This window comes from Thermoplasmata archaeon (assembly GCA_035632695.1).
Taxonomy (GTDB): domain Archaea; phylum Thermoplasmatota; class Thermoplasmata; order RBG-16-68-12; family RBG-16-68-12; genus RBG-16-68-12.
This window is the reverse complement of sequence record DASQGG010000049.1, coordinates 1-16,886: the sequence shown is the minus strand read 5'-3', so window position 1 is coordinate 16,886 and position 16,886 is coordinate 1. Positions and strand designations below refer to the sequence as shown.

General features: G+C 65.8%; 18 protein-coding genes. 9 read left to right on the top strand and 9 right to left on the bottom strand.

Annotated elements, in window-relative coordinates:
- The first annotated feature begins 80 nt into the window (after positions 1–80).
- Both VEY12_04080 and VEY12_04075 read left to right on the top strand, forming a co-directional pair.
- Positions 81–2,138, top strand: coding sequence for a phospholipase D-like domain-containing protein (locus VEY12_04080; protein ID HYM39311.1), 2,058 nt, complete (start codon positions 81–83; stop codon positions 2,136–2,138).
- Positions 2,050–2,970, top strand: a complete 921-nt coding sequence (locus VEY12_04075) for a PD-(D/E)XK nuclease family protein (protein HYM39310.1) — start codon at positions 2,050–2,052, stop codon at positions 2,968–2,970. Before VEY12_04080 ends, VEY12_04075 begins: the two co-directional genes overlap by 89 nt.
- On the opposite strand, the gene VEY12_04070 is transcribed toward VEY12_04075, so the two are convergent.
- From VEY12_04070 to VEY12_04055, 4 genes are all read right to left on the bottom strand, one after another.
- The gene (locus tag VEY12_04070; GenBank protein HYM39309.1) at positions 2,967–3,305 is read right to left on the bottom strand and encodes a hypothetical protein; all 339 of its coding nucleotides are present in this window, start codon (positions 3,303–3,305) and stop codon (positions 2,967–2,969) included. The two genes, VEY12_04075 and VEY12_04070, sit on opposite strands and share 4 nt — an antisense overlap.
- Positions 3,302–3,817, bottom strand: coding sequence for a hypothetical protein (locus VEY12_04065; GenBank protein ID HYM39308.1), 516 nt, complete (start codon positions 3,815–3,817; stop codon positions 3,302–3,304). The genes VEY12_04070 and VEY12_04065 overlap by 4 nt, the downstream gene beginning before the upstream one ends.
- A 63-nt stretch (positions 3,818–3,880) precedes the next feature.
- Positions 3,881–4,135, bottom strand: coding sequence for a hypothetical protein (locus VEY12_04060; protein ID HYM39307.1), 255 nt, complete (start codon positions 4,133–4,135; stop codon positions 3,881–3,883).
- A gap of 218 nt (positions 4,136–4,353) precedes the next feature.
- Positions 4,354–4,590, bottom strand: coding sequence for a ribbon-helix-helix domain-containing protein (locus VEY12_04055; GenBank protein HYM39306.1), 237 nt, complete (start codon positions 4,588–4,590; stop codon positions 4,354–4,356).
- Positions 4,591–4,843: 253 nt separating this feature from the next.
- On the opposite strand from VEY12_04055, the gene VEY12_04050 reads away from it, so the two are divergent.
- Complete coding sequence (locus VEY12_04050; GenBank protein HYM39305.1) at positions 4,844–5,977, top strand: alanine--glyoxylate aminotransferase family protein; 1,134 nt, start codon at positions 4,844–4,846, stop codon at positions 5,975–5,977.
- Here VEY12_04050 and VEY12_04045 read toward each other — a convergent pair.
- From VEY12_04045 to VEY12_04035, 3 genes are all read right to left on the bottom strand, one after another.
- Entirely contained in the window at positions 5,879–6,421 is a 543-nt protein-coding gene (locus VEY12_04045; GenBank protein ID HYM39304.1) for a hypothetical protein, read from the bottom strand. The genes VEY12_04050 and VEY12_04045 overlap by 99 nt on opposite strands.
- Before the next feature lie 164 nt (positions 6,422–6,585).
- Complete coding sequence (locus VEY12_04040; protein HYM39303.1) at positions 6,586–7,065, bottom strand: GNAT family N-acetyltransferase; 480 nt, start codon at positions 7,063–7,065, stop codon at positions 6,586–6,588.
- A complete protein-coding gene (locus VEY12_04035; GenBank protein HYM39302.1) occupies positions 7,056–8,036 on the bottom strand; it encodes a bifunctional N(6)-L-threonylcarbamoyladenine synthase/serine/threonine protein kinase in 981 nt (326 codons plus the stop codon). The genes VEY12_04040 and VEY12_04035 overlap by 10 nt, the downstream gene beginning before the upstream one ends.
- Before the next feature lie 98 nt (positions 8,037–8,134).
- Between VEY12_04035 and VEY12_04030 the strand changes: the two genes are divergently transcribed.
- Positions 8,135–8,986: a hypothetical protein gene (locus VEY12_04030; GenBank protein HYM39301.1), complete on the top strand. Its 852-nt coding sequence runs from the start codon at positions 8,135–8,137 to the stop codon at positions 8,984–8,986.
- On the opposite strand, the gene VEY12_04025 is transcribed toward VEY12_04030, so the two are convergent.
- Both VEY12_04025 and VEY12_04020 read right to left on the bottom strand, forming a co-directional pair.
- The gene (locus VEY12_04025; GenBank protein HYM39300.1) at positions 8,931–10,175 is read right to left on the bottom strand and encodes a glycosyltransferase family 2 protein; all 1,245 of its coding nucleotides are present in this window, start codon (positions 10,173–10,175) and stop codon (positions 8,931–8,933) included. The two genes, VEY12_04030 and VEY12_04025, sit on opposite strands and share 56 nt — an antisense overlap.
- A gap of 41 nt (positions 10,176–10,216) precedes the next feature.
- Positions 10,217–10,522 carry a Rieske 2Fe-2S domain-containing protein gene (locus VEY12_04020; GenBank protein ID HYM39299.1) on the bottom strand — a complete coding sequence of 102 codons (306 nt, stop codon included), beginning with the start codon at positions 10,520–10,522 and terminating at the stop codon, positions 10,217–10,219.
- An 86-nt stretch (positions 10,523–10,608) separates the two neighbouring features.
- On the opposite strand from VEY12_04020, the gene VEY12_04015 reads away from it, so the two are divergent.
- The 5 genes from VEY12_04015 to VEY12_03995 all read left to right on the top strand — a co-directional run.
- Positions 10,609–10,884, top strand: coding sequence for a hypothetical protein (locus VEY12_04015; GenBank protein ID HYM39298.1), 276 nt, complete (start codon positions 10,609–10,611; stop codon positions 10,882–10,884).
- 64 nt (positions 10,885–10,948) lie between these two features.
- Positions 10,949–12,511: an aldehyde dehydrogenase family protein gene (locus VEY12_04010; protein ID HYM39297.1), complete on the top strand. Its 1,563-nt coding sequence runs from the start codon at positions 10,949–10,951 to the stop codon at positions 12,509–12,511.
- 266 nt (positions 12,512–12,777) lie between these two features.
- Positions 12,778–15,396 (top strand): ABC transporter substrate-binding protein, encoded by a 2,619-nt coding sequence (locus VEY12_04005; GenBank protein ID HYM39296.1) that lies wholly within the window; start codon positions 12,778–12,780, stop codon positions 15,394–15,396.
- Between the two features lie 50 nt (positions 15,397–15,446).
- A complete protein-coding gene (locus VEY12_04000) occupies positions 15,447–16,445 on the top strand; it encodes an ABC transporter permease (protein HYM39295.1) in 999 nt (332 codons plus the stop codon).
- 8 nt (positions 16,446–16,453) lie between these two features.
- On the top strand, positions 16,454–16,886 hold a 433-nt coding region (locus tag VEY12_03995), incomplete at its 3' end, for a hypothetical protein (protein ID HYM39294.1).

Genomic DNA, 16,886 nt, shown 5'->3' with positions numbered 1-16,886 from the left:
GTTGGGACGCGCCGGTGCCCGGGTAAGGTAGCGTGCCTGTACGCCCACGGATTATCCTGCGCCGGCGCCTTGGCCCGCGCGTGACGGAAGCGGGGTCCGCGGCGGCCGTCCTCCTCGCCGTGGTCCTCCTCGCTTGCCCCTCTCTCCCCCAGGGCCGCGACGCGGACGTCGAGCTGTCGACCGCCGCGCCCGCGGCCCCACTTTTTCCCGCGGGAGCCACGGACGCGGTCCTTGTGACCCGCGTCTACCCGAACTCGGCGCGAGATGACGAGTTCGTGGAGATCACGAACCTGGCGTCCGTCCCCGTGGACCTCTCCGGGTGGTCCTTGTCGGACTGCGAGGCCACCGCCACGTTCCCGTCGGGCACGCGCCTCGAGGCGCAGGCTCGCCTCGTCGCGACGAAGAACTCCACGAGCTACGAGGAGGACGTCCGGCGCCCCGCGGACTTCACGTACGGGCAGGGGGACGCCCGACGCATGGCGGGTGGCACGCCTCGCTTGGCCGACACGGGGGACGAGGTCCTCCTGCTCGACGCCTCGGGCACCGTGCGCGACGCCTTCGTGTACGGCGCCTCGACGTACGCGGGTCCCGGATGGACGGGACCTCCGGCGCCCGCTCCCTCCCGCGGCGAGGTGGCGACCCGCATCGCGGCCGCCGAGGGCGCGGTCGACCACGACGACGCGGCGGACTGGGAGGGCGTCCGCCCGTACCGGCTCGGCCAATCCGAGTTCGACCCCCAGCCCCTGGACGTCGCATCCGTCCCTCGGATCTTCCTGTCCCCGGAGGACGGGCGTGGGCCCCTCCTCTCGTTCCTCGCGTCCGCGGACCGCACGCTCGAGGTGGCCGTGTACACGCTGACCAGCGACGCGATCGGCGCGGTTCTCGCGGACCGCGCCCGCAGCGGCGTGCGGGTCCGGGTCCTCCTAGAAGGCGCGCCCGTCGGCGGCGTGGACGCCGACGAGCAGAACGTGGTCAATGACCTCCTGGCGGCCGGCGCCGACGTACGCTTTCTCCGATCGGGTCCGGACCTGGTCAAGCGGTACCGCTACCTCCATGCGAAGTACGCGGTCGTGGACGGCGACGCGGTCGTGATCAGCTCCGAGAACTTCGGGGATTCCGGGTTCCCCGTACCGGGCGACCCGGGCAACCGGGGCTGGTCTGCGGTTGTCGAGGACCGCGCCCTCGCGGAGCAGCTCTGGCAGGTGTTCGAGGAGGATTTCGACCCAAGCCGCGCGGACTCCGTGGCCGCCACGCCCATGGGCGGAGGAGGCGTGTCTTCGCCCGGGGGCACCCTTCCCTGGAGTCCCGCCGCGATCGCCGGGGCGAGGCGCGTCCGCCTCGTGGTCGGACCCGACACGGCCCTCGATGCGGACGGATGGCTCGGACTCCTCGCGACGGCCCGCGATCGCATCTGGATCGAGGCGTTCTACGCGGACGATCCCTGGGGGGACCGGCCCAACCCGCTCCTCGAGGCGGCGTTCGCCGCGGCCCGCCGCGGCGTCTCCGTCCGCCTCCTGTTCGACGGGAGCAACTGGTCCTCGGAGGCCGAGGTCACGGGGAACGGGCAGCTCGCGGCGCAATTGAACGAGCGAGCACGCCGAGACGGCGTGGACCTGGAGGCGCGGGTCTTGGCGCCCAAGGGGTCCATCGAGCGCGTTCACAACAAAGGCATGGTCGTCGACGGACGGGCCGCCTTCGTTTCGAGCCTGAACTGGGCGCGCGGATCCGCGACGGAGAACCGGGAGATCGGCCTCGTCCTGGAGGATCCGCAGGTCGCCGCCCGCCTCGAGGCCGCGTTCCTGGGAGACTGGGAGGGGCGACTCCCCGGCTCGCAGGACGACCTCACGATCCAGGATCCCTGGGAGATCGCGGCCATTTACGGATTCGTCGCCGCCGCGTGCGCCCTGTCGCTGCGGAAAATGAGACGCACGAACAAAGGTCTAAAGCCCCGGCGAGGGATGGTTCGGCGTGGCCTCCTCCGAGCTCATCTCCGCCGCCGACCTGGAGAAGTTCGGGTACTGTCCCCTGAGCTGGTGGCTGAGCCGCGGGATGGCCCCCGAGGAGGGGGCGGAGATCGTGGAGGGGGAGAAGAAACACGCGGCGGTCTCGACGGATCTCCAGGGGATCGAGCGCCATGAGACCACGGCGCGCGAGGCCGAGGCCGGCGTCATGTACTTCGCGATCGCCGCGACGATCATCGCGATCGTCGGAGTGACCTTCCTGTTTGACGTCGCAATTGAGATCGCCCGCCTCCTCTCCGCGGTGTCCCTGATCTGGCTCCTCTCCGCGGTGTACTTCCTCTATCGGGCGGAGCGCCTGTCCTCCAAGATCGCTCCGTTCTTCATGGAGCGGATCATCCTCGTGTTCGCCATGGCCGCCGCGGTCCTGGCCGTCGCCGCGGTCTCCATCCCGGGATTCGTGAACTCCCTCCTGGCGGAGGCGTTCATGGCGCTCGCGCTGACCTGGCTCATCGGAGCCAGCGTGTTCCTCTACCGATCCATGCGGGAGGCGGAACAGGCCGTCGCGACGCGCTCGAAGTACGAGATGACCCGGGGGAACCTCGTCTACATCGACTCGGAACGGGAGAAGCCCAAGCTCTTCGTAGCCCGGCGATACGGGCTCTCCGGGCGCCCCGATGCAGTCCTCCTCGAGGGCGACCAGCCCATCCCCGTCGAGGTGAAGACAGGACGGACTCCACGCGGCCCCCTCTTCTCCCATATCCTCCAGATCGCGGCGTACTGCCTCCTCGTCGAGGAGGAGTACGGAAGGCCGCCGCCCCACGGCGTGATCCGCTACGAGGACGCGAGCCACGACATCGAGTACAACGAGGATCTCAAGCAACTCGTGCTCGCCAAGCTGGGCGAGATGCGCGAGTGCCTGGCCCAGGGTGAGGCCCACCGGAACCACAACCGTCCCGGGAAGTGCCTGCACTGCTCGAGACGAGCCGGCTGCCCGGAGCGCCTGGCCTAGCGGCTTCGGTCCTTGGCATCCGGCCCGGCTCCGAGCTTCGCCGCGATCGCCTCAACGCGGTCCTGGAGGTTCCGGACCTCCTGACGCATCTTGAGCATCTCCTCCTCGAACGGGGTGAAGCCTTGGCCGGACATGATCCGGTGGCTGATCACGATCCCCAGGAACACGGCCCCGATGATCGCAAGGATCGAGATCACGACCAAGGCGAACACGAGCCCGAGGAACGAGCCCACGATGTCCCCGGGGGTCACGTAGCCCGTGATCACGGCGAGCCAGATGGCCGCCAGGACGCCGACGATCAGGAGCCACAGCAACGTCCACCGGGAGATCTTCATGCGAGCGTCCCCCTGCGCGGGATCGCCACCCGATAGTCGTCCGGAACCACGCGCGTCACGACGGCGGTCGACCGGTCGTCGGGGAACGTGAAGGCGAGGGTCACTCGATAGCCGTTGTTCGGGTCCGCGTAGACCCTCAGGCTCACGTTGTCCTCGAAGTAGTTGTGCTGCTGGTCCCGGAGCCAGACGTGGATCCGCCAGTACGTGAGGTTTAGGGGCACCTTAACCTCGAGCCCATACGTGTACGTCTCGGAGACGTTCGTCCACCCGACGCTCGCGTTCGCCGGGTTCAGCCGCGTCAGGTTCACCGTGATGTCGTCGTACAGATAGGCCTGGACGGAGGCGGTCACGTAGAGCGTGAGGTTCGCGTGATCGGGCGTGACGCCGACGATGAGGAGCGGCGGCGTGAGGACGGGGGGGTGACCCATGAGGCTCGGCGTGGCCAGGATCAGGACGACGAGAGCGATGATGGCCGCGAACATGCCCGCTCGGACCCAGACTTCCCGGTCCACAGGTTCGGCGATGGGGACGTCATTAGATAAACGTTCGGCGCTGGCGAGCGAGCGCGACCCGTTTCACGCCTCGGCGGGCCCGAGCTTGAACACGGTGGCCACGCCGAACAGCGCGGCCGAAACTACGGCCGCCACGAAGTGTGTCGTGGCCTGGCTCGAGGAGGCGACCACCCAGTAGTCGAGGAAAGCGAGCGCAAGAGCGGACGTGCTGAACATGCCCGAGGCGAGCCAGAGGAACGTCCGGACTTGGGAGATGAGGGAGACCGGAGCGATCGCCGCCTCGGATGGGACGCTTTCGGCCGATGTGATTGTCGCCATCGGCGCGCCGACGAGCAGGCGCGGGCTATAGCCGTGGTGAGCCCAGTATCAGGTCCGGTTTTCGAGAGCAATTATCAGGTCCGAGAAGAGCGGACAGGTCCGAACTTCAAAAGAAAAGTGGGTGGCGCGATGGCCACCCAGTTGGGGGGGAGGTAATCGTGACATCCTGGCGAGCGGCGGCGTCACCCTCCGGCGGCATCCATCCCTTCTGACCCTTCTCACTTGTTCAGGAATTCCTTCTTGAACGACTCCATGTCAGCGAGCGATTTTTCGGCTTCTTGGATTCGCTTGAGCTTGTCCGTGACGAGTTCCACGCGCGCGTACACGAGGTCCCGGATCGCGGCCCGCACCGCCTCGGAGCGGTTCGGGAAATCGTCCACCTCGACGAGGAAGTCCAGGGCCTTCAGGTACCGCTGCGGGAGGCGGAGCGTGATCTTTTCCGTGTCATCTTTCATAACGACCGTCCGCCTGCGTAGGTCAAGTCGACCCCCTGTGACCGACGCTTGTCCGGCGGAAAGGGCTATCGCTATATAATGGTTGCTAGGATTTTATCACGCGAAGGAACTCCGTTTCGTGTGGACGCGCGATCCGGCGGCAGATCTCGTTCCAAGGGCCGCGGTCGAGTCGGAGCGGTCGGTGATGCAACGTAAACCGACCCGAAGGGAATCGACGAATCGTTTAAGCCGGGTCTCCGCTTGGCTCGCATTCATGGTCGACGCCGAAGACACCGTGTTCATGCTCCCAGGTCCTGTCAAGATGCATCCGCGGGTGTTGCGGGCCATGTCCGCGCCCGCCCTGAACCACCGCGGTCCCGAGTTCAAAGACATCCTGACCGAACTGCGGGAACTGGTCCAGTACATGTTCGGCACGAAGGGCGATGTCGCGATCCTCTCGGGCTCGGGCACCGCGGGACTCGAGTCCGCGGTCTCGGGTCTCCTGCGAAAGCAGGACAAGGTGCTGAACCTCGTGAACGGGAAGTTCAGCGAGCGCTTCAACGATCTCTGCGGCGTGTTTGCCTCGCCGACGCCGCTCGCGTTCGAGTGGGGCAGAGCCGTGGATCCGCAGCGCGTCGCTGCGGCCCTCGAGGCCGACCCCTCGTACAAAGCGGTCACGGTCTGCTGGAACGAGACCTCCACGGGCCTCACGAACCCCATCGCGGAGATCGCGAGGATCGTGAAGAAGCACGACAAGCTCCTCCTGGTGGACGGGATCACGGCCGTGGGCGGGTTGGAGAGCCGCTTCGACGAGTGGGGCTTCGACGCGCTCGTCATGGGCTCCCAGAAGTGCATCGCCGCGCCGCCCGGACTCGCGGCCGTCGCGCTGTCCAAGCGGGCGGCGGAGTCCCTGCACTCGGAGACCTCGTTCTACACGAACCTGAAGGCCCACGTGGAAGGCCTGGCGATCCAGGACACGCCCTACACGCCCGCGGTGCCCCTCTTCCTCGCCTTCCGGGAGGCCCTCCGGATGCTCCGAGAGGAGGGCCTGGAGAACCGCATCGCGCGAACGCGGAAGCTCGCGGAAGCCGCGCGCGCGGCCTACGCCCGGATCGACGTGGACCTCTTCCCAGACGCGCGCTTCGCGTCGAACACGGTGACCGCGGCGAAGTACCCTCCGGGCATCGATGACGCGAAGTTCCGCAAGATCCTGCGGGAGCAGTACCGCGTGATCCTGGCGGGCGGCCAGAGCCAGCTCAAGGGGAAGATCTTCCGGATCGGTCACATGGGCATCTGCTCGTTCCCGGACCTAGCGGCCTGCTTCACCGGGATCGAGGGCACCCTCGCCGCCATGGGCCACAAGTTCGAGCGCGGCGCCGGGGTAGCGGAGATCGCGCGGCGCGCGTGAGCGCTTTCGCTTGACCGGACCGCGGTCCAGTGTTTCCTCCAGGCGCGCCTCGGGCTCGCCGGCGCTCTCCGGAGGTGCGAGTTCAATCTGTGCGTAGAGCCGTCCGTCCTCGAACACGACACGGGCCGAGCGGACATGGGAGCGGAAGAGACGAATCGGGTGGCCCGCCGACGACATCGTGACGCGGGAGGGAGCGATGAGCCCGAGGACCTCGAGCGAGCGGAGCCGGCGATAGCACGCCACGATGGGGATGCCCAGCCACCGGCTCAGCTCGAACGCGGTGCACTCCCGCTCGTGCGTCGCGACGAGGATGCGGAACGCGTAGTGATCGAGGATCGTGCGGACCACGCCGAACGCGCCGCGCGGGCTCTCGCTCGTCGGGCCCTCATCGGATCCCGATGTGAGTATGGCTAGCTCCGGATCTTGCTCTGGGTTCGCGGTCATGACGACCACCGGGTTGGGTCCTTGCTATCAAGGCCGAGAGCAACTTTTCGGCTGACTTAAAGCCCGCCTGGGCTTGCCCGAAGGAACCCGCGCCATTGTGGGCCGCAGCGTGCGGGATTGTACCCGGACGCGCCGTCCGGCTCAGGGCCCCTTGGGCCGCACGGTCAGAGGTCCCGACGGAGCACGAGGCGATCGTATCGGTCGTCGCCCGCGCCCCAGTAACCGGGATCGACCCGGAAGTCCGCGAATCCTCGCGCACGATAGAACTTCCGAGTCCGCGCATAGGGCTCGTAGTCCACACTGTCCGCGACCGTGGAGACCTCCAGCGTCCGGAAGCCCGCCGACCGCAACTCCGCGACCGCCGCGGACAGCAGCGTGGTCCCGACGCCCCGGCGTTGGAACTCCTCGGACACGCCCATCCACGAGAGCTCCGCGACACCCAGATCGGCGGGAGCCCACAGGAGGAATCCGACGATCCGATTCTGGGTCGCAGCCACGTAGCCGCGGTAGGACTCCATGCCACGCGCCATCTGCGAGAGACCCTCGGCATTGAACCACCGGCCCAAGCTCCTAGCCAGTTCGAGCACCGTGGCACCGTCCTCGCGCCGCAACCCCCGCACGACGAAGGCCCGGGTCATCGCCATGTCACGGCGACCTCATCCGTCCGGAAGCGCTGGTCGACCAAGGTGTCCTCCAGGTCCATCCGCACGCCGGCGCGGTGCATCAAGAGGCCCGTCCACGCGATCATGGCCCCGTTGTCGATGCAGAGATCGCCGGGCGGGACGAACATCTTCGCGCCGCGGTCTTCCGCCATGCGGGCCACCATGGCCTGCAATCGCTGATTCCGGGCGACACCGCCTCCGAGGAGAACCTCGTCCTTGCCCACGTGGGCCATCGCACGTTCCGTGACCTCGGTCAGCATGGCGAAGGCCACCTCCTGGATCGAGAAGGCGATGTCCTCGAGGCGAGCGCCGCCCCGATGGTGGGCGAGGGCCGCCGTGAGCATGCCGCTAAAGGCCACGTCCATGCCCTTCACGCTGTACGGGAGCTCGAGGAGCTTCGCCCCGCCTAACGCGAGCTTCTCCAGACGCGGGCCGCCGGGAAACGGAAGCCCGACCTCGCGGCCGAACTTGTCCAGCATGTTCCCGATGCCGATGTCCAGGGTCTCCCCGAACACCCGATACCGTCCGCGGGCGTACGCGATCACCTGCGTGTTGCCGCCGCTCACGTACAGGAGCGCGGGATCCTTGCAGCCCGTGAGGCCGCGGCCGATCTCCAAGTGCGCGACGCAGTGGTTCACGCCGACGAGGGGCACGTGAAGCGAGAGGGAGAGCGCCCGCGCCGCCGTCGCGACCGTCCGGAGGCACGGGCCCAGCCCAGGTCCCTGGGAGAACGTGATCACGTCCAGGTCCTCGAACCCGATCCCCGCCGCATCCACCGCCTTCCGAAGCAGGGGTGCGGCGAGGTCCGCGTGGTGGTTCGCCGCCTCCCGAGGATGGATGCCGCCCTTCTCGGGCTTCACCATGTCGTACACGTTCGCGAGGACGCGACAGCGTTCGTCTACGATGCCCACGCCGATCGTGTGCGCCGTGCCTTCGATGCCGAGGGCCAGCATCGCGTCGGGTAAGTGGCGGCGGGGAAAAGGGTTTGTCCCCCGCGACGCCACGCCGTGCCGGCAGCCCTAATAAGCCATCCCGTCTTGCGGAGGACGCCATGGAGACGCAGGACCCAGGACCGCTGCTCTACGCGTACAAGCCGGTTCCCGCGAACCCCATGTCCGTCGCCCTCCTGATCCTGCTCCTGATCGTGACCCTGGTCATCGGGCCCATCGCCGTGGCTCCCGAGGGGCTCTGGCCCCTGAACGGCCTCTGCTTCCTCCCGCTTGGCCTCCTTCTCCTGGAAATCGCGTTGTTCATGCCCAATCCCACGTACGTGTACGAGCACGGGATCGAGATCTCCCTGCCCCTGTGGCGGCGGCTCCTCGGAACCCAGAAGGACTTCCGCTGGGAGGAGATCCGCGACATCTACCCCGCGAGCTACGAGGTCGCGGGCTCCTTCATGTCCCCGTTCGCCTCGAGCGCCGGGACCCTCGTCCACGCGGGCCTCGGGCTCGAGACGCGGGACGGGAGACGCCTGCTGGTGCGCTTCACGCCCGGGGCCATCCGCGCCTTCCGCTCGGAGTCCCAGGGCTTCCGGGATGCCCTCGCGGTGATCCGGGACCGGTTCGCCCGCCACGGGGAGCCCATGGTCCACACGGTGCGGACGTTCACGGACGCGGAGGTCCTGGAGATGCAGAAGGAGGCACGGCAGCCGCTCGTCTCCATACCAGGCGTGTTCCTCGCATTCTTCCTGCCGCCCACGATCGTGGGCGTCGTGTTCCTGGCGGCCACGGCGGCCAACGTCCCGCTCTCCGCGCTTCTGGCTGCGGCGGCCGTCCTTCTGGCCCTCGTGCCGCCGGCCTTCTCCATGCTCTCCACGCTCCGCCGAAGCGAACGGCGGAACGAAATCCTCAGCGAACTCGCGAAGTACCAGGAGAGCCAGAGGACGCAGTCGCGGGCTCCATGAGACGCACGTGCCGGGGATCGCGCACGTCGTAGGCTCGGCCCCGCCAGCGCACCACGCTCGGATGCCGCGTCCGAGCGAGGCCCCAGAGCATGACCCACGGCACCGCGAGGGAGGCGAGGGCGACACGGATTCCGGACACGCGCCACGACGCGGTCACGGCCGGTGCCGCGGAAAAGAATGCCCGTCTCCGGAGGGCGGCCTTCGCTACGGTCGCCGGGAGGGTGACGAGGAACAGAGCCGCAGGAAGGAGGTACGCCCAGCCGAGGAACGGTGCCGCGATCAAGCACGCCAGCCCGAACAGCACGGTGCCGTCGAAGATCCCGAACGACGCTGCGGCGTAGCGGCGCACGACCGGGAGGTACAGGGTCGCCATGGTCATCTGCCGCGTGCACCACTCGAGGCACGTCGCCCGATCCGCGTCCTCGAAGGTGGGCACGAGAGACCCCGGGGCGTATGCGATGCGGAGACCCGCTTGACGGACCGCCTCCGTGACGATGAGGTCGTCGCTCAGCACCTCCTTCCAGCGCGACTCGAGGCGCAGGCGCGCCAGGTTCTCGCGACGAATCGCGGAGGAGCCACCCCACGTGTAGTTCCGGCGGTCGTCGAACAGCACGTTCGCGCTCACCGCGTTCCACTCGGAGCGGACCAGGGACCAGAAGCCGGGCCGTTCGGGCACATACCATCGGAACCCCGTCGACGCGCCCACGGTCACGTCGGCCAGGGGCTGCACGAGCTGACGCAACCAGTCCCGAGCCGGACGGATGTCCGCGTCGGCGAAGACGACCACCTCGTCCTCTTGGGCGAGGTGGCCCAAGGCGGTCCTCAGGGCGTTCACCTTGCCGCCCATGCCCGAAGGATCCGAGCGCACCAACTCCACGGGCACACGTGGCTTGTTGCGCGCCGCCACGAGGGCTCGCTGGGCCCCAGGATCCCCGGGATCGTCCGCAAGGACCAGCAAGCGGTACGCCGGGTACTCCTGGGAGAGAAGGGCGTCCACGTTCTCGTCGAAACCTTCGTCCGTCCCGCGTACCGGGAGAAGGACGACGGCCCGCGGCAGGTACGCCCCGAAGGCCATGCGCAGGCCGATGCGCACCCCGCGGCGCAGCCGGAAGCCCTGACCCAGGCTCGCCAGGTTCGCGACCACACCCAGCGCGCCCAAGATCGTGAGGAGGAGGAGAATCCAATCCAAGTGGCGCGGCAAACCGACCGCACGCGGTTAAACCTTGAGGCTCACGGGGCCACGAGGACATCGTCACCGTCGAGCGTCACCGCGAACGAACGGAGGCGGGCCTGGGGGTTCGCGATGTTCTTCCCCGTGCGCACGTCGTACTCCCAGCCGTGGATCGGGCACGTGACGATCGGGCCGTCGAGGCTCCCCTCCCCGACGGGTCCGCCCCGGTGCAGGCAGACGTTCGACACCGCGTAGAATACGCCGTCTACGTTGAACAGGGCGACGGGATGGCCCCGCACGACGACGACCTTGGCGGAGCCCGGCGGGATCTCGGACGCCTTCGCGACGCGCACATAGTCCGCCACGCGGGGTCACGACCCGCGGTCCCCCATGAAGTTTTTGAGGGAACGTTTATCCCCCGATGGCGGGTTCGTTGCCCCGGGGTTCGCCCATGACGCGAGAGGAAAAGGCCAAGTTCCTGGCCCAGGTGAAGGAGTTCGTCCTCGCGATGAACCGGATCGAGACCTCCGTCTCCGGGCTCGGACAACGGCTCACGCGAGACGAGCAGAAGGAAGCCTTCAAGGAGATCTTCGACTGGCTCGGGACGACGACGGACCTGCCGCCGAACTCGTACTCGCGGGAGTGGGCGCGCGAGCTGTTGGCCCACATCGGTGCCATCGCGCAGTACGACAGCTACGAAGGGACGACGGACTCCTACATCGCCTGACGGGTAAATTCGGAAACCTTATTTTCGCGTCCCGGGCTTCCGCTACCGCCGAGGGTGAGGGTTCATGGTTTTCCGGAATGAACGTACGTGGCAGAACGCGGTCGAGGCGGGGAAGACGGACGAGTTCCACGCGGCGTACGAGGCGGCCGTCGCGGAGGTCCAGAAGGCGTTCGGGCAGAAGCATCCGCTGTTCATCGGCGGCGAGGAGGTCTGGACGCCCCAGAACTTCTCGGACACCTCGCCCGCGAACCGCAAGCTCGTCCTGGGGACGTTCTCCAAGGGCGACAAGCAGCACGCGAAGCGCGCGATTGCCGCAGCCCAGGGCGCGTTCCCGATGTGGTCCTCTACGCCCTGGGAGGAGCGCGTGCGCATCGTCCGGCGGGCCGCGGACCTCGTGAGCGCGAAGAAGTTCACCTACGCCGCGCTCATGTCCTTCGAGAACGGGAAGAACCGGTACGAGGCCATGGCCGACGTGGACGAGACGGCGGACCTCATGCGCTGGTACGCGGAGGAGATGGAGCGGAACCACGGGTACGACTTCGCTATGGGCCAGTACGTCCCCGGGGAGAAGACCCGGGACGTCCTGAAGCCCTACGGCGTCTGGGCGGTCGTCGCCCCGTTCAACTTCCCCTTCGCGATCGCCGGAGGCATGTCTGCGGGAGCGATGATCACGGGCAACACGGTCGTGTTCAAGCCCGCGAGCGACACGCCCTACATGGGTTGGGAGCTGTGCCGGATCTTCCGAGAGGCGGGGATGCCGAAGGGCGTGTTCAACTACCTGACGGGGCCGGGTGCCACGGTGGGTCAAGAACTCGTGGACAATCCTGAGGTCGCGGGGTTCGTGTTCACGGGATCGCGGGACGTCGGCCTCGGCGCGTACCGCAAGTTCAGCGAGACGTTCCCGAAGCCCATCATCACGGAGTTGGGCGGAAAGAACCCGACCCTCGTGATGGAGACGGCCGACCTGGAGAAGGCGGCGCTGGGCACGATGCGCGGCGCGTTCGGGTTTGGCGGCCAGAAATGCTCCGCATGCTCCCGCGTTCTGGTCGACAAGCGCGTGAAGCCGGCGTTCGTGGACATGCTGGTCGCCGAGACGAAGAAGATCAAGATGGGCGACCCCACGGAGCGGGACGTGTACTTGGGTCCGGTGATCAACGAGGCCGCGGTCAAGACGTACCAGAGGGCGATCGCGGACGTGAAGAAGGGGAAGGGCAAGATCCTCACGGGCGGCGGGGTCCTGAAGGGGGACGGGCTGTTCGTCCAACCCACGATCGTGGATGGCCTGCCGCGGAAGCATCGCGTGAACAAAGAAGAGCTGTTCGTGCCCATCCTGTCGATCATCGAGGTGGACGGCCTCGATGATGCGCTCGAGGTCGCGAACTCCACGGACTACGGGCTCACCGCGGGAATCTTCTCGAAGAATCCCGCGGACGTGGACCGGTTCTTCCACGAGTGCGAGGCGGGCGTCATGTACGCGAACCGGACGGCCGGCTCGACGACCGGCGCCGTCGTCGGGGTGCAACCCTTCGGCGGCTGGAAGATGTCCGGGATCTCGGGGAAGGCGGCAGGCGGGTACTTCTACCTACCCCAGTTCATGCACGAGCAGAGCCAGTCCACGTACGCGTAGTACTAGAGATGCTTGACCGAGGACGGAGGTTCAGACGTAGGCTCGAAGCCAGGCGACGAATCCTGTGGATCAAGAGCGCTTCGCCTAGGCTCCGGCGCGCGTAAGTAGGGACCCTTTAAATATAGTACACCAAATCCTCAACAGCCGTCAGATTCCTCCGGGAGCTGTCCCGAAAGGCCGTCGATATGCGGGGGAGTCCACGGGGGAGGAGGCGCGTTGACATGTTCGGGCACTGCACAGTAGGTCGGGGGCGGGCGACAGGACGCGTGGCGGCTGCGATCATTCTCGTCGCGGTCCTGGTGCTGTCCACGATGGCCATGATCCTTACGGCGAACACTGCGCGCGCCGCCTCGCACCCCTTCCGCTCGCTTCGAATCGGAGTAGGCGGCGCGGGACTCCAGATTACGACGACGAATCCGTTGATCATCACCCTTGTCGACGAGTACATCGTCGTCTACAACGTGTACAGCGAATTGCTGACCTACGACAAGTCGTTCAATCTCGTCGGGGACTTGGCCTACAACTGGACCGTGGCCCCGGACGGGGTGACATGGACGTTCCACCTTGTCCACGGAGCGTACTTCACGGACCCGTCGAACCCTTCCGACCGGAGCCATCCGGTGACGGCGGCGGACGTGAACTTCACGTTTGACATGCTCAAGGCATTCCCAGGTAACGACTTCGACACCTATGTGGCGAACGTGACCACGGCTCGTGTTGTGGATGACTACACCGTCCAGCTCGTGCTGAGCGAACCCCTTGCCGTGATGGCATCGATTGTAACGACCGTGCCCATACTGCCGAAGTACATCTGGGCCCTTATCGCGGCGCAGGGCAAACTGCCCTCCGGTGTGCCCGCCATCTTCGCCTTCAAGAACAGTCCGCCGATTGGATCTGGCGTGATGTACTACGATGCGGCGAACACGACCTCGACGACCCTCGTGCTCCGCAGGAACCCGAACTACTACGGAGAGACGTACTATTGCGAGATTGCACGACCCGACGAGGTCCGGTTCATCGGCTATCCCAATTCGGGGAGCATGGTCTCCGACTTCATCAGCGGAACGAACAACCTCGACATGATCACCGGAATGGACCAAAGCAGCTATCGCAAGGCGCTCGGCACGTACGAGCCAAAGTGGGCCGTGAATTACGGGTTCGTAGGGGAGATCTCAATCAACTCGATGACGGACGCGCAGCGCGCGTACTGGAATACACAGGGGAACTTTTTCACAGGTAGGAACAGCCAAATCCTGGCAACGAACCTGACGGTCCGTCAAGCGATTGCGATGAGCATCAACAAGTCAGCCCTCGTGAAGGATTCCTTGCAGGGGCTAGGCGAGGTGGCGGACACCCTGATACCATCCGTCAATCCTTGGCACTACTCGGTACCGTCGAATCTTCAGTATCACTTCGACCCAACTGCCGCTCGGCAGCTCCTCAACTCGCAGGGGTGGAAGTACGATTCTACCGGGAAGCTAAATCCAGGAGCCACTCCCCTCTATCAGGTGGACAACACGGGCAAGCCCATCAACGGTCTCGTCTTCCGATTTTACACCCTGAATTCCGACATTCAGTGGCAAATCGCAGCGACAGACATTGAGCACTGGCTCGCGCAGACCGGCATCCAGACCACGGATGCCCAGGGCAGAACAAGCCCGGGGTATGGCCTCTACTCCATCAACGAGATGGGGAACTACTGGTTTGCCGCGGATTACGACATGTGGATGTGGGACTGGGTATTCGCTCCGAACTCGGACCCTTCACTTGACGTCCTCGAAGTGGAGACGAGCAAGGCTGTTGGTCCCACGAGCGACAACTTCTACAGCAACGCAACGTACGACGCGTTGTGGCAACAGTCCCTCAAGGTCACCGATCCCGTGGCTCGACGACAGATTGTGGACCAGCTGCAGCTGATGATCTACCAGTACGCATCCTACATCCTGCCGTACTACCGCTACGACTTGTACGCAGCGACCACGCAATCGTACGGCCGGGGGTACGCATGGACCAACTTCGGCAATTGGACCCAGACACCGGGACTGGTCCCGGACGAATCGCCGCCGCACGCAGCTTGGTACGACCTCGCGCCGACGGACAACATGCCTCCGACCGTTGCCGCAACCGCCAGCGCATATGGCCTCGCGGGGAGCTCCACGCACCTCTCCGTCTCGACCGCCGATGCGGAGGGGGATCCGTTGACCTACACGTGGGACTTTGGGGATGGAAGCGCGACCCAGACGACCAACATCGCGGGAGCGTCGCACGTCTTCGCCCAAGCTGGGGAGTACACGGTCAAGATCCGAGTCTCGGACGGCGAATGGCCGGTGTGCACGACCGAGACCGCCACAATCTACGCTTCGGGGACCGGCAACCCGCCTCCGAACATTGGCGCGGTTCAGGCGCAGCTCAGTCACCACACGTACGAAGTACCCAACGCGACCATCCCGTTCAACCTAACCGTGGAGGCCCTTGTGAACGAGCCGGTCTGGGTCAACTGGACCTTCGGCGATCAGAGCGCGGGGGTCGCTACCCGGGTGGACGATTCCGTGAATGGAGCAGTGGTCACGGCTAACCACGCGTACGCGCAGCCCCGCACGTATACCGTTTCCGCCGTTGCCACCGATGGAAAGACTGGCCCGGGGAACCACACGCAATGGAGGAATCTCACCGTGTCGATCAACAATCCGACGGGCCCCTCCACGGGTCCCGGGGCCCAGACGAACCCGTGGCTCGACATTGGGGTGCCGGTGGCGGTGGTGGTCCTCATTGCCTTGGTCGCTGCTGTGGTCTACGTGAGGCGTCGGAAAACGCGGCGGAAAGAGGAGAGAGAGGAAGAGGAGGCGGAGGCAATGACACCGCCCGCCAAGCCTCCGTCGCCTTGATCGCCCCTTGGGAGGACGCAGGGGTGCCCTTCGACAAGAGGAGACCCTGAATGGCGAAGCTCAGACGCATCGTAGCCCGTCGGCTAGTCAACGCGGTCATCACGATCTTCGGGATCATCGTCCTCAACTACGTCCTGATTCGGCTCATGCCGGGGAACCCGGGGCTTACGCTGACCCCCCACGACCCGAAATACGCCGGTGTGGCGGCCCTCAACCGAGAGATCTTTGGTCTTGACAAGCCGCCCTGGGACCAGTTCGTCATCTATCTTCAGAAACTGGTCACCGGAGACTGGGGCATCTCGTACTGGTGGAAGACGCCCGTGATCAACATCCTCGCTCAGGACCTCGGCTGGACCCTCCTCCTTGTAGGCACTTCGACGGTCCTGACAATCCTCGTGGGAATGGTCGTTGGGTCCTACGCGGCGTGGAGACGGGGGAAGCCGTTCGATTTGGTGTCCACTGGTCTCACTATCTTTCTCTACGGCATGCCGACCTTCTGGATGGGCATCATGCTCAAGCTGACGTTCTCGCCCTTCTTCAGACCGTTTAGCTGGTGGCCCACTCTCCCCGGGACCGGGTATTACGATGACTCCCTCGGGAATTGGGCATGGGACTTGGCGCACATTTCGTCAACGCTCCAACACCTGATTCTGCCAGCCCTCACCCTGACCGTGGGAAGCATCGCCGGGATTTCGCTCGTCATGCGGAGTTCCCTGATTGACGTGATGACCGAGGACTTCGTGCTGACAGCTCGAGCGAAGGGACTGAGCGAGAGGCAAATCCTCAGGAGACACATCTTCCCGAATGGACTGCCCCCAATGGTTTCTCTGATTGCAATGGACATGGCGTTCATCCTTGGGGGGGCCTACCAGACCGAGTGGGTGTTCGGGTATCGCGGGATCGGGTGGGAGACCATCAACGCGATCGACAAACTCGACTACCCCCTACTCCAGTTCATCGTCGTCGTCGGAGGCGTGGCCATCGTGATTGCCAATCTCGTGTCCGACTTCATCTTGCTCTGGTTGGACCCGAGGATCAAGATCGCGTAGGTGAAACCATGGGGACCGAGCACGCCTCGTTGCCGGGAACGGCGGTTTCTCCGTTTCGCGCGTGGCTCAAGGTCGCCTGGCGACGCTTTCGGGAGGTCTGGGTCCAGGTTCGACACAGCCGAACGGCGATGGTGGGCCTTGCAATCCTGGTTTTCTTCATCGCGATGGCGGTCTTCGCGCCGTGGATTGCCCCCCACGGACCGCTCCAGAGGGTGGATTCCAACCCTCCGAGCGCTCCTAGCTCAGCGTTCCCCCTCGGGACCGACGTCGCAGGCAACGACATCTACTCGCAGATCATCTGGGGTTCCCAGATTTCCCTAATTGTCGGAATCGCGTCTGCAATCGTGGCGAGCGTGGTCGGGACAGCCGTGGGACTGGTCTCGGGCTTCCTTGGGGGATGGGTGGACGAAGTCATGATGCGTTTCAACGACGTAGTCTTGT

Bases quoted from the DNA above. Each gene is read 5' to 3' on its own strand.
- VEY12_04075 (HYM39310.1), top strand. From the start codon at position 2,050: ATGGCCCCCGAGGAGGGGGCGGAGATCGTGGAGGGGGAGAAGAAACAC.
- VEY12_04070 (HYM39309.1), bottom strand. From the start codon at position 3,305: ATGAAGATCTCCCGGTGGACGTTGCTGTGGCTCCTGATCGTCGGCGTC.
- VEY12_04060 (HYM39307.1), bottom strand. From the start codon at position 4,135: ATGGCGACAATCACATCGGCCGAAAGCGTCCCATCCGAGGCGGCGATC.
- VEY12_04055 (HYM39306.1), bottom strand. From the start codon at position 4,590: ATGAAAGATGACACGGAAAAGATCACGCTCCGCCTCCCGCAGCGGTAC.
- VEY12_04050 (HYM39305.1), top strand. From the start codon at position 4,844: ATGGTCGACGCCGAAGACACCGTGTTCATGCTCCCAGGTCCTGTCAAG.
- VEY12_04045 (HYM39304.1), bottom strand. From the start codon at position 6,421: ATGACCGCGAACCCAGAGCAAGATCCGGAGCTAGCCATACTCACATCG.
- VEY12_04040 (HYM39303.1), bottom strand. From the start codon at position 7,065: ATGGCGATGACCCGGGCCTTCGTCGTGCGGGGGTTGCGGCGCGAGGAC.
- VEY12_04035 (HYM39302.1), bottom strand. From the start codon at position 8,036: ATGCTGGCCCTCGGCATCGAAGGCACGGCGCACACGATCGGCGTGGGC.
- VEY12_04030 (HYM39301.1), top strand. From the start codon at position 8,135: ATGGAGACGCAGGACCCAGGACCGCTGCTCTACGCGTACAAGCCGGTT.
- VEY12_04015 (HYM39298.1), top strand. From the start codon at position 10,609: ATGACGCGAGAGGAAAAGGCCAAGTTCCTGGCCCAGGTGAAGGAGTTC.
- VEY12_04010 (HYM39297.1), top strand. From the start codon at position 10,949: ATGGTTTTCCGGAATGAACGTACGTGGCAGAACGCGGTCGAGGCGGGG.
- VEY12_04000 (HYM39295.1), top strand. From the start codon at position 15,447: ATGGCGAAGCTCAGACGCATCGTAGCCCGTCGGCTAGTCAACGCGGTC.